The sequence below is a fragment of the Myroides sp. DF42-4-2 genome (genome assembly GCF_030326445.1).
GTDB lineage: Bacteria > Bacteroidota > Bacteroidia > Flavobacteriales > Flavobacteriaceae > Flavobacterium.
The window spans coordinates 1-13,656 of sequence record NZ_JACAKI010000023.1; the positions used below are offsets into that span (position 1 = coordinate 1).

Genomic DNA, 13,656 nt, shown 5'->3' on the forward strand with positions numbered 1-13,656 from the left:
AAAGCGATAGTTGTGATTGCGTTTCCTGCTGCATCTTTGAAGATGTATGAAGTATTTCCGTTTGCGTCAACTACTTTCTCTACGTTTACTGTGTTGATATCAAATTCAACTACATCTCCATCAACTGTAGTGTGTTGGAACTTACCGTTTCCTAAGTCTACTAAGCTGTCAGTTGAACCATCAAGCTGTGCTTTCAGTTCTTCTAATGCATTTTGAACATTTGTTGAAGTAAAACCATTCGTTGAATTATCAAAAGCGATAGAACCCGCATTTGCATCGATTTCTCCTACTTTAGCTCCAACTGAATTGGTAAATTCGTATTTATTTGTCGTTGTATTTAAGGATACGCTTACTTCTTTTGGATCAATGGTTACACCTGTTGCTCCTTGTTTAGGAGTTCCATCAGCATTGATTTCGTTTTCATTGTAGTACGTATACGAACCGTTAGCGTTTTTCACTAAAACAGTTACGGTTTCGTTTGCTTTCACTACGGTATCTTTAGACACCCAGCTTACATTTCCAGCAGCATCGGTTACTAAGATCGTTTCATTTGCTCCTTTTTGGATTTGGGTAATTTGCAGTGTTCCTCCAATTTGAGCTAAATCAAATTTATCTTGGTTGATCGTTAATTGAACATCTTTTAGAACAACACCTGCTCCTACAGACACAGCTAATAACTCATTGGCAGAAGAAAGTTCTTTTCCTTCTACATTCGCTGCAGCAATATTTTGGTATACTACAGTACCGTCAGCTTGAACTACAGGAACTTTTCCTTGATCAGCTGCCTCTGCTCCTAATTTTTCAGCTGTAACTGATCCATTTTGGAACATTTCCGTAGCTAATTTATCTACTAAACTTACAGTAGAAGAAACTCCATTAACAGTAGAAACTAAATCCGTTCCGTTCAATGCTAAAACATTGGTTGTTATAGCATCATTTGCAGACCATACTACGTTTCCATTTGTATCAACAATTAGTACATCACCTGCATTTCCTGCTTGAATCTGGCTTACATTTAATGCACCACCGATGTTTTGCAAGCTTAATTTAGACTCGTTGATATCTAAACTTGTTGTTTTTAAAACAGCACCTTTTCCATCTGTAACAACGATTTTCTCGTTTCCTGTTAAGTCTTTAGCGTTAACTGCTGTTTCAAGATTTACAGTTAAATTTCCGTCTGCATCAATGTCTAAACCACTTCCTGCTTTAACAACACCTGCTACGTCTCTTGTTGCCGTAGGAACATCTAACGTATAGGTAATGGTATTATTCGTTGTCGTTTTCGACACTTGAATATTCTTACCTGCTTGTAATTCAGTCACATATTGATTCTCTTTCACAAGAGCATCTACATCAACATTGTGAGCTGCATTGTTTTCATCTGTATAAACTAGCTGTCTATTTGTAGTATTGTACACTAATGAAGTTAACGATTGTTCAACTTTCACCAATTGTTTCAATACATTGTATAAATCAGTATCTGTTTGATTGTTGATTACTTCAATAATATCACCGATAACAGTGATGTCTACAGCAGTTCCAGCTTCATTCGTATACGTATACTTACCAGGTTGAACACGTACTAATGTAGTAACTGTTTCTTGTGCTGCCACTAAATCTTTTAATGCTAAAACTGTTGGATTACCAGCTTCATCCATAAAGGTGATTGTACCCGCTGTGTGGTCAATCGCGATAGAAGTAACTGTTTCAAACGTTTTTACTGCATTTTTGATATCAATAGTAACAGCATTCCCTGCTTCATTAGCATAAGTCATTACTCCTGTAGCTGGATCGTAACCTAAAATAGTTACGGTTTCGTTTTGTTTAACAATTTCTTCAAAGTTGATTTCAACTTTGTTCCCACTGTCATCGATATAATATAATTTATCCCCTTCATAAATTACATTACCTGCTGTAGTATTAATTATGTTTTTGATAAGGTTTTCAACCTTATCTCCTTCCATTTGTAATATATTTTCAAAGTTATTCACCACAATTGCAGGAATGTCACTTTCTGTTGTTAAACGTTGCCATTTATCAACAAACCAGTAGTAATACCCTGGAGTGATTGCAGTATTAGTAGTTGTATTGAATACTAATAAACTGTTTATATTTCCATTGGTGATTGTTTTAGTATCTTTTGTATCTTTTAAAGACACATTCGGAATTAACAATCCACGATTACTAGCTTCAACTGTTAACTCAGCTGATTTATTAGGAGTAGCCGTTCCAATTCCCACCTGTGCGTTTGCAGACATAGCCCCCATTAATAGAGCAACTGGTATTAGTCTTTTTTTCATAACTGAATATTTTGTGTCGTTTTAGTCTAAATTATATTATTGTACTTTGTGATAAATATGTGGATTAGTAATTAAAGGTCCACCGCCTTCTACTGGTGTAATCGTAGGATTACTATTGTTGATTTCCGTTCCAGAATTCGCTTCTACTGCTTTTTCTTTCGGAGACTTACCAACTACTTTCGCTTGATTCGTAACTTTTTCTGCATTGATATCTTCATCAGTTACATTATAGGTTGCTGTGATCGTCCAAGATTCTCCAATGGCTAGTGCTCCATTGGTGTCTGTATAGTTCACCTTGTAGTTAGCACCAAATAAAACATCGGTTAATTCAACTTCTTTCAGCGTTACGTTTCCAGTATTCTTCACTACGAAAGTGTAGTTAATTACACCATTGCCATGATCTCCATCTACTTCATCATTGAAGATTCCTGTTTTTACCAACACAATTTTTGGACTTTGAGGTAATATAGTCACTGTGCAAGTTGAACAATTTGTATGTTCAGGATCTGGTAGTGGATACTCAGGATCTGTAGGTGCAATTGGATTTGGATCTATAGAAACCGTATGAACAGGTACATTATTCGAATCCTTACCATCTGCATTTGCTAAATTGAATACCCCTCCTCTATCGATATCTTCTTGCGTTAGTACATATACTCCAGAAAATGCATCTGTACGTACTTCATTTTCTGCAAGAACAATTGGGTTTCCTACGATCGTAATTTTTGGATCTGTTACTTTAACATTAGTCAAGGAAATATTTCCTGTATTTTTTAATGAAAAAGTATAGTGTATCTCATCTCCAACATTAACAAGACCATTATTATCTTTATCAACATAAGTACCGACTTTTTCTAACGCTAAGCCTGGTTCAGGAATGATGACAATTTTACCACACATGTCAATAACATTCCCTGTTGTCTCACAATCGAAAGTATGAATCATATCTTCAGCTGCAATTCCATCCCCCATACTTCCGTAGACTTTATGTCCTACATAACAGTAGCGATCATCATCATTAACAATCATTCCTGTATGTCCTCCAACCTCAACATAAACAGCGCGGTTATTACCTAGTCCTTGTGGCTCAGTCGCCGCACGAACAAAACCTATTGCTTGAGGTTGACCTAGCATTTGATAGCCGTTCGATCCCCAAAAATAAACGCGTCCAAATTTATTAATTGCTGCAGCTGCTGCTTCGTAAGTTGAATTATCTTGTGCACTTATATATTTAATATCTAATAATTCCGCACCGTCTGTCCCTTTTACTGTTTGCCAGTTTACTTGCTCAGGTGTAGTATCACCTATACCTAATTGTCCACGACTGTTGTCTCCAATAGAATATACTTTTCCATCATTGGAAAGCGCGAAATAACTAACTTTATTATCTTCCCCAACTCCAGTGATACCAATCATTTTAGGTTCACCTGCAAAAGGTGCTTGTACTTCCACAGCCAAACTTTGTGTACTGTTTGTCACTGCAGCAGTTCCGTTGTATATTTTAGAACCCCATGCGTAGTATTTACCTGTTGACGTATAAGCAAAACCACCACTGTTGTGTAACTTCATCATTACAACATTAGATAAGGGTGTATTTTGTGCTGTACTTACTGTATGCCATTTCTTATCGGCATTCCAATAATTATCACCATACAAAGCTGACTTAGAACCCGTTACCATTATTTTTCCATTAGTAAGTAACAAGGCCAACCCTCCATAAGAAGCAGTCATATATTTAATATCCTCTGTTCTAACTCCTTCTGGTAATTCTAACTCTGTAAAAGCAGTATAATCCGTATCATTTTGTAAATCAGCATTTTTAAGCTTATAATCCGTGATTTTAGTACCCCATCCATATAGTCCGCCCGTAGTTAAAAGAAAGAACTGATTTTTAGCATAGTACTGAGAGCTCATCGTCGCCATTAAAGGACTTCCTTTATAGTGGAATCCATTAGCAAAGCTTATATCTGTAGGTACTAAGAAGTGTTCAAACGATTTTCCACTAGGCTTTGTTTGCTCTCCAAAAATTTGGAATCCAGTTGCCGTTTTAATAATAGTGGAGTGGTAACCAGAAATGAACTTATCACCATCATACTCACAAAAATCAGGACCTACAGGTTTAGTGAAGTCAATTAATCCTTCAGCTTGTTTACATTTTACTCCTGCCACTGCATCAGTTAATCCTGCTGGCCAAAAAGAACATGTACTTGCCTTAGCATTAGGTCCACAATAACTCGGTCCCATTTGTAAAGTAGTAACCGAATTCATCGCAATCACATTCACTTGATCCGAAGTTGTCAATTTACTACCTTGTCCGCCACTTGCTTGTGCTTTTACAATAAAATAAGACTTAGCTTCTCCTTTGCCTGCGTAGGTTACTACGGGGTAAGTTGTTGTATTCTGCTTGTACGTTTTACATACTTCTACAACAGAAGAATCGTACATTTCGATATTAACTTTTCCGTTTGTAGGCTCAAACTGCTCCAAAGACTCTGTAATAGTAAAATAACTATTCTCTTTCATAATAATCTTAACATCACCAGTTGCTCCTGCTCCTAACTTAGCAGATCCTGTCAATTCGATCCCTCCTCTCGGACAAATACTAACAACACCGCCACTTTGCGTGTAAGTACCGTTTATCTTTAATTTTGCGTTAGACTGAACGTACAAGGTTGCTCCTTGTTCTATTTTCAGGTCATTATTAATAGAAACTTCCCCTGTAACACAGTATACTTTACCTCTAGTTAATACTTGTGAAGTATTCGAATTTTCTAACTCAATCGCTCCTTCAGGACAACCACAAAAATTAGGATCAATAACTTGAGAAGATACAGTTGAAGTTAACTGATCATCAGATACAAGATCTTGTATTTTAGTAGGTAAGCTACTTTTTACAATCGTTGCAGTATTTTCTAATAAACCATTTTGTTGTGCTTTTTTCACTTTTCCTTTAATCGTAATGGTAGCTGTAGCTAAACGACTCAAGGTTACATCAACATTGTTCAATGTAGTACTGTTTCTAGGAATATTAATAGATGTTCCTGTATGACCATTGTTTGATGCTGTGATAGAAGTCACTTCAAAAAACTCGCTAATTGCAGCTAAGTCATCATTCAATTTGAATCGCAACGTTTCTACGTTTTGTCCTTTGATATCGATGGTATAAGTTAAATCCTCACCAACATTAGCCATGGTTTTATCTACAGTTTTCTGCACTACTACTCCACCTGGTGTAGTAGCAAATAAATTGCGGATCTCATGGTAGTTTGTATTTCCACCAGTTGAAGCACCAAAGCCCAGTTTAAATAATGCCGGTGGCACTTGATCGTAACTATAGGTAAATATATCTGTAAATTGTCCACCAACTGTAGTGGCCCAACGCACAGCAACATCATATTTCCCTGTCGTTGTATTTTTGTTCATTTCAATCTGCACTCGTCTATAGTACTGACTATCAGACGGACGTGTTCTCGTCGATGTTCCATAATCAATGCGTGTGCCTGATGAAACCGTTTTCAACATTTTATTTGTATTCGCACCAGATGTTGCGTTTTCTACAGTATGACCACGCAAGGTAAATTGATTCGGTGTGCGATTCTGATTTCCTTGTTTTCCTTCTGAAGTTGTAGCAAAGTTCCCATACTCATCAATACCTAATCCTAAGTACCCTCCTTTTAAACCTTTGATACCTCTATTATTTCCTAAATCACGAGGAGCATAACTTAAAGATCCACCATATCCTCCTACGCGAAAAGTAGTACGATCAATTGTTCCGTCAAAAAGAAATACACTAATACCATCTGCATTATTACCTCCCCATGTCTTGTATTCAAAATCAATGAACACCCCACGTCCAGAAGGAAAAGCTTCATCAATAAACGCATAACCGCTTCGGTCTCCTTCCGCTTCTGTTAAACGCAACCAGCCTTCATTATCGTTATCTATGAAATTGCCATTTTTCTTCGTAGCAGCAGTCAAATAGGCTTTATGATTATTATAACCTGTTCCTAAAACAATATTATTTCCAACCTCCTTGCTTCGGAAATTTTCACTCACCAAGAATTGCGCGTACGACTTACTCCCTATTCCTAAGAACAGTAAACCGATCATCAAAACTTGTAGTAGTACCTTTTTGTTCATGTTTCTTTTTTTCATAATTTTCTCGAACAAACAACTTTATTGTACACAAAATTGTTCTCCCTAATAGTTTTGCCAAAATTCAAGATTATATCCTCATTTTGTGTTTCAAATTATTAGTACGCACTACTTTCCAACAAATTGAATCCATACTAAATCACTCAATACCAACATTTTATAAAGAGGTAAAAAGAATCAATGTTTCAATTTCTATACGCACGAAAAAAACAATAAAAACCTGATAAAAATCATAGAAACAAAACTCCTCTGCTCCAATCAGCTGACAAAAAACTAATTTCACACCAACTTCATGGAGCAGAATCACAAAAAAATCAAAAAAAAACCACTTCTTTTGAGAATAATGCCAAGCTTCATCCTTGCCATTATTCTTCTATCTGATTTCCTGATTAAAAATTCAAAAAAAACGTTCTACCCAACTGGAAGCACCTACAGCCCAACGACAACTAAACAGAGAAAACGACCTTTATAAATTACCGCTAAGGCATTATTTTTCTTTTTTCGATACTATATACATTTCGCGTTAAAATAACGCAACAGAACGCTTGTATGGATGTTTGGGAAAATATTTTTGGCTTTTCGGACTTTTTTGTGATCCTTTTTATCATCCTAACTAGCCATAAAGACAACACAACAAGTGGAGTAGCGGAACAAAGCCAGTATACTTTTCTTTACCAAGAGAATAAAGCACAAACAAAAAGCAGCTACATTTTTACCAAATGCTAGAAATAAAAAAACCACGCCCGAGGGCGTGGTTCGTATTGTATGTTAGGTGTATTCGTTTACTTTGCAATCGTATGATACACGTTCAATGCTTCTTTTAAAATCGCTGCTGAGCGAATCAAATCTTCTTTTTTCAACACATAGGCCATACGTGCTTCATTTAATCCAACACCAGGCGTGGAATAGAATCCTGCTGCAGGAGCAATCATTACCGTAGCACCATCTAAGTTGTATTCTTCTAACAACCATTTAGCGAAGTGATCTGCATCTTCCACAGGAAATTTAGCGACACAATAAAAAGAACCATTTGGCACGGTTACTTCTACTCCGTCAATTTCTTGTAAAGCTTTAATAAATATATCACGACGCTCTTTGTATTCGGTGATTACTTCGTCAAAATACGATTGTGGCGTATCTAAAGCTGCCTCTGCTGCAATTTGCTCAAAAGTAGGCGGAGAAAGTCTCGCTTGTGCAAATTTCATAGCAGCATCCATTACTTCTTTGTTTTTTGACACAATACATCCAATACGCGCACCACACATGCTGTAACGCTTAGACACCGAGTCAATCATAATAGCGTGATTCGCCAATTCAGGAAAAGTCATCACAGAGATATGTTTAAATCCGTCATAGGCAAATTCGCGGTAAACCTCATCGGCAATTAAGAACAAATCGTGCTTGATCACCAAAGCAGCTAATTGCTCCATTTCTTCTTGAGAATATAAATAGCCTGTTGGGTTTCCTGGATTACAAATTAAGATGGCCTTTGTTTTAGGGGTAATTAACTTTTCAAACTCTGAAATAGCAGGTAAAGCAAATCCCGTGTCAATCGTTGACATGACTGGAACAATAGTTACACCATTTGAAGTGGAAAACCCATTGTAATTCGCATAGAACGGTTCTGGAATGATAATCTCATCACCTGGATCCATCGTACTGCCCAACGCAAACATCAACGCCTCTGATCCACCAGTTGTAATGATGATTTCTTGTGCGTTTACATCAATTTGATGGGCTTGGTAATACTTGGCTAATTTCACTCTATAGCTTTCAAAACCAGCAGAGTGGCTGTATTCTAAAACTTTAATATCTGCATCTTTTACCGCTTGCAAAGCGTCTACTGGAGTTTTAATGTCAGGTTGACCAATGTTTAAATGATAAACATGATGTCCTTTTTGTTTCGCTTTTTCAGCAAAAGGAACCAATTTTCTAATCGGAGACTCAGGCATTTGAATACCTTTTTGAGAGATTTTTGGCATGGTTAATTTTTTATTAATTCACTAAATAGCGACCAATCCTTGTTGATTTAATAATCATCGATCAAATGAGGTAAAGATCTTTGCAAATTTAGTTTTTTTTACGCATAAAAAAAGTAAATTTCATTCCTAAATAATAAGTTAAATATACGGGTTTACTGGGCATTTTGGTTATTTTTGTTCCATTATAAAAACAACGTATCAACAACTCATGGATAAAAAAATCATATCTTTTTTTTCCTCAACCCGACTAATGGCTGTTCTTTTCATTGTATTTGCAGTAGCCCTTGCCCTGGGAACTTTTATTGAGGATCGCTACAACACCACAACCGCTCGGATTCTTATTTATAATACCAAATGGTTTGAAGTTATCATGCTTATTTTCTTGATTAACTTTATCGGAAATATTAAACGTTACCGTTTACTAACCAAAGAAAAATGGTCCACCTTTATGTTGCACGCTGCCTTTATCTTAATTATGATTGGGGCTTTCATTACGCGATACATCAGTTTTGAAGGGATGATGCCTATTCGAGAAGGTGAAACAGCGGACAGTATTTTTTCAGACAAAACCTTCTTAACGGTAATGGCTGATGGGGAATACGAAGGAGAAACTAGAAGACGTACTTTCGAAATGGATCAGTACTTCTCTCAAGTGACCAACAACCATTTCAAAATGAAAAAAGACTTCAATGGCATTCCTTTTGAAGTGGAATACAAAGACTTTATCATGGCTGCTGAAGACGTAATTGAAGCAGACCCGAATGGAATAAACTACTTAAAATTAGTTGAATCTGGTGACGGTGAGCGTCATGAACACTACCTTGAAGAAGGAAAAGCGGCGAGTATTCACGGCATCCTATTCGGCTATAATGCACCTACAGAAGGGGCAATCAATATTACTTCAGAAAATGGAGAATTCTTTATCGACTCTCCCTTTGAAGGAAATTATATGGTCATGGCAGATCAGTCTACTGGACAAGTAACTGCCAATGAAAAAGCACCTTTAAACTTCCGCTCTCTTTATACCATGGCAGGTACGCAATTTGTACTACCTGAATTGCCAATGAAAGGAAAAACAACGGTGGTTTCCAACGGAGATTTCAAGGATCAAATGACTGCTGATGCATTAGTGGTAACTGTGCGCTCTCAAGGACTTGAAAAAGACGTAGTCTTAAAAGGGAAAGCAGGTAGAATGGGTGAACCTCAGGCTATTCAACTTGGCGATCTTGAATTTACGTTACTCTATGGTAGTAAGGTATATACGACGCCTTTCCAAGTGCGCCTAAACAAATTTATCGCTGATAAATACCCTGGAACGGAAAAAAGCTACTCTGCTTTTGAAAGCCAAGTAACAGTACTAGACGGAGATAACTCTTTTGACGCGCGTATTTATATGAACAATATTTTAGATTATCAAGGATACCGCTTCTTCCAAGCGCAATTTGACCCGGATGAAAAAGGAACCATCTTATCTGTTAATCACGATTTCTGGGGAACTTGGATTACTTATATCGGCTACTTCTTCCTTTACGTAGGTTTAATATGGATCTTATTTGACAAAAATTCGCGTTTTGCTGATTTAAAACGCAAATTGAACAAAGTAAGAGAGAAAAAAGCATCCATGCTAACACTGCTGTTGCTGTTGTTCTCAGTAGGAGCTTCTGCTCAACACATGCACGCACCTCAAAAACCAAGTGCTGCTGTAATTGACTCTATTATTCACGCCAATACCGTAAGCAAAGAACACGCTGCTAAATTCGGTTCTCTAGTTATTCAGGATTACGGTGGACGTATGAAACCGATTAATACGTTCTCTTCTGAATTATTGAGAAAAGTATACAAAAAAGAAAATTACCAAGGATTAACACCGGATCAAGTTTTCTTATCCATCACCCAATATACAATTGCACAACAAATGGAAGGTGCACCAAACTTCTGGTATTTTGCACCTATCATTGAGCTACAAAGAGGGAATGATAAAATTACCGAAGTTTTAGGTTTGCCAAAAGGAACTAGACATGCTTCTTTCGTTGACTTTTTTGATGAAAAAGGAAACTATAAATTAGTAAAATACGTAGACGAGGCAAACCACGCAAGTGTGAAGAATAAATTCCAAACAGATTTCTTGGATTTAGACGGTAAAGTAGCCTTGTTAAACGCTGCTTTTACTGGAAGAATGTTAGCAATCTTCCCTATTCCTAATCACGATAACAACAAGTGGATCTCTCCACTAGAGTTAAACGAATCAGGGATGACAGGAATGGATTCTACTTTTACTAAGAATATCTTATCTCGCATGTATGTGCCAGCTTTGTTTGACGCAAAACGCTCAAATGATTATACCAAAGCAGACGAATACCTAGAACACATCAATACGTTCCAGCATTCGTATGGTAAAAACATTATGCCTTCAGACAACAAGATTAAATTTGAAATTTTATACAACCAATACGATATTTTCAAAACGTTGTATAAATATTATATGGCGGTAGCTGTATTCTCGTTTATCTTTATTATTTGGGCGATCTTAAAACCAAATCGATTTGCAGCAAAAGCAATTAAAATAGGGGGTTGGTTAACACTTACCTTATTCATTATCCACACTTTAGGTTTAGCCGTACGTTGGTATGTATCTGGTCACGCACCTTGGAGTGATGCCTATGAATCAGTAATTTATGTAGCATGGGCTACTACCCTATTTGGTTTGTATTTCGGTAAAAAATCCGAATTGACTATTGCTTCTACCGCCTTCGTTACAGGAATGATCTTATGGGCTGCCCATCTAAACTACATGGACCCAGCTATTTCTAACTTACAACCTGTATTAGACTCGTATTGGTTAATTATCCACGTGGCTATTATTGTAGCTAGTTATGGTCCGTTTACATTGGGTATGATATTGGGAATTGTCGCATTAATCTTAATGATCTTAACTAATAGCAAGAACAAAAAGAAAATGGACCTCAATATCAAGGAATTAACCTATATCAATGAAATGGCACTTACCGTTGGTTTAGTACTATTGACTATTGGAAACTTCTTGGGAGGTCAATGGGCAAACGAAAGTTGGGGACGCTACTGGGGATGGGACCCTAAGGAAACTTGGGCACTAATCAGTATCATGGTATACGCTTTTGTTATCCATGCGCGCCTTGTTCCAGCCATGCGCGGTACTTGGTTATACAACTTGTTTAGCATCCTAGCCTTCTACTCTATCATGATGACCTATTTCGGTGTAAACTTCTATTTAAGCGGACTACACTCGTATGCATCAGGGGATAAAGTAATTACTCCTGCCATTATTTGGTGGTCTATCGGCTTCGTAACCCTACTGAGTATTCTATCGTTTATTCAGTACAGAAGACACTTAAAAAAATAAGTACAATTCATACTATGTAAAAAAAGCTACTCGACTTCGAGTAGCTTTTTTTTTGGCGTTTTCTTTATCCACTTTTGCCAATACTCCCTTAATAGTCTTCAGCCGATTAAAAAGTCTACCTCTACCTACCAAACACATCCTCTATCTTTCTGCCCTCAACTAAAAAACGTGCGTTACTATCTCCTTCATTCAACTCTTGGTGAAGGCGCATATTTTTGATTAATCAAAAAAAAAGAACAGTATTGTTATCTGCTTGCTTCTCCATATCGCTACAAATACATTAACAACAATACTTTATATTAAATAAACATAGTATTCAAATATTTATAGTTAATAAGATTAAATATTAAACATATATTTCAAAAATATACACTATTTTAATCTACTTAAAAAAAACAACCCAATTTTGGAATACAAAAATGCAAAACACTAGGAATCACAAGCCCTTAGATTGGTAATTCTAATCGAATTCTAATCTACTTTTAATTTCTTATTAATGCGACTCCAAAGCCCTTGTAATATGGGGGTAGTAATTTTGAACTATAAATTATGAGCAAAATGTTTAGACGTATACTAACCGCCTCAGTTTTTGTTTTTTCTACGTATATCGCCGTAGCTCAAAAGCAACAACAAGAGCAAAAATTGAGCAAACAAGAGATAGAGACCTTGTTTCTCGAACAAAATTTCGATTTACTAGCAAAGCGATTGGAAATATCCCAAGCAGAAGCCCAACTGATTCAAGCGCGATTGTGGCCAAATCCTACCTTTGAAATTTCAGAGGTAAACGCCTGGCGTACTACAGACATCGAAGAGCAACCAAACATAGTTGGAAACTGGGGATCTTCTCAACAAATCTCACTGCGTTTAGAACAAGAAATAGAAACTGCAGGAAAAAGACGCAAGCGCATTGACCTACAAAAACTAACCGTCGAAGAACGAAAAACAGATTTTGAAGTTATTTTACGCGAAACAAAACTCGCCTTGCGCCTAACGCTTACCAACATCCAAATGTTGCAACAACAACAATCGGTATATCAAAAACAAATCGACAATACTTCCTTGCTTATATCTGGTTATAAAAATCAGCTAACCCAAGGAAACATAAGTCACAGTGAATACATTCGATTAAAAGCCGCACAGCTGCAGTTTAAGAAAGAACTCGCCGATGCATCCAAAGACTTAGAAGAAGCGCGTAAAGATTTAAAGAACTTCATCAATATAGGCACTACATCCACAATCGTAATTACCGATGCACTTGATGTTCCAACAACAACGGTAAGTGAATTGCAAGTCGAAGATTGGATTCTCCATGCCCAAGAAAATCGTCCCGATGTTTTACTACAAGACAACTTAATTCTACAGGCAAAAAAACAGGTAGACATCGAAAAAGCGGAACGCATTCCCAACCTTACCTTAGGGGTAGATTACGATCGCGGTGGAAATATAATGCGTGATTTTGTCGGTTTTGGACTTGCTTTTGACCTTCCGATTTTTGATCGTAACAAAGGCGGTATAAAAGAAGCTAAAATAGGTGTTCAACTAGCGGAAATAGAAGCTAAAAGCAAGAAAAATGAAATTGCAAACGACATTATTGAAGCGCTGAGAAACTACGTGCAAGCCAAAGACTTATACGATCAAATCGACGTCGACTACGAAGAACAACTCGACAAGCTGCTCGATGCTTATGTAAAAAACTTCCAAAAGAAAAATGTTAGCCTGATCGAATACTTGGATTTTGTAGAAGCCTATCTCGACAATAAAAACATCTTATTGGAAACCAAAAAAGAATTACACGAACAACTAGAGAACTTACAATTTGCTGTTGGAAAAGATTTATAAC

5 protein-coding genes are annotated in these 13,656 nt (G+C 36.8%); 2 read left to right on the top strand and 3 right to left on the bottom strand.

Translation table 11 applies throughout. From position 1 onward, the window contains the following. The 3 genes from HX062_RS14055 to HX062_RS14065 all read right to left on the bottom strand — a co-directional run. On the bottom strand, window positions 1–2,300 hold a 2,300-nt coding region (locus tag HX062_RS14055), incomplete at its 3' end, for a phage tail-like protein (RefSeq protein ID WP_502888512.1). 36 nt (window positions 2,301–2,336) lie between these two features. Beyond that, window positions 2,337–6,455 (bottom strand): CLIPPER-2 domain-containing protein, encoded by a 4,119-nt coding sequence (locus HX062_RS14060; protein ID WP_286467828.1) that lies wholly within the window; start codon window positions 6,453–6,455, stop codon window positions 2,337–2,339. A 782-nt stretch (window positions 6,456–7,237) separates the two neighbouring features. Then, window positions 7,238–8,437: a pyridoxal phosphate-dependent aminotransferase gene (locus tag HX062_RS14065; protein WP_182628506.1), complete on the bottom strand. Its 1,200-nt coding sequence runs from the start codon at window positions 8,435–8,437 to the stop codon at window positions 7,238–7,240. A 208-nt stretch (window positions 8,438–8,645) separates the two neighbouring features. Between HX062_RS14065 and ccsA the strand changes: the two genes are divergently transcribed. Then, complete coding sequence (gene ccsA, locus HX062_RS14070; protein ID WP_286467829.1) at window positions 8,646–11,816, top strand: cytochrome c biogenesis protein CcsA; 3,171 nt, start codon at window positions 8,646–8,648, stop codon at window positions 11,814–11,816. 549 nt (window positions 11,817–12,365) lie between these two features. Then, window positions 12,366–13,655: a TolC family protein gene (locus HX062_RS14075; RefSeq protein ID WP_286467830.1), complete on the top strand. Its 1,290-nt coding sequence runs from the start codon at window positions 12,366–12,368 to the stop codon at window positions 13,653–13,655. The last annotated feature ends 1 nt before the right edge of the window (window position 13,656 follow it).

Coding starts and splice junctions, on each gene's coding strand:
- HX062_RS14060 (WP_286467828.1), bottom strand. CDS start 6,455: ATGAAAAAAAGAAACATGAACAAAAAGGTACTACTACAAGTTTTGATG.
- HX062_RS14065 (WP_182628506.1), bottom strand. CDS start 8,437: ATGCCAAAAATCTCTCAAAAAGGTATTCAAATGCCTGAGTCTCCGATT.
- HX062_RS14075 (WP_286467830.1), top strand. CDS start 12,366: ATGAGCAAAATGTTTAGACGTATACTAACCGCCTCAGTTTTTGTTTTT.
- ccsA (WP_286467829.1), top strand. CDS start 8,646: ATGGATAAAAAAATCATATCTTTTTTTTCCTCAACCCGACTAATGGCT.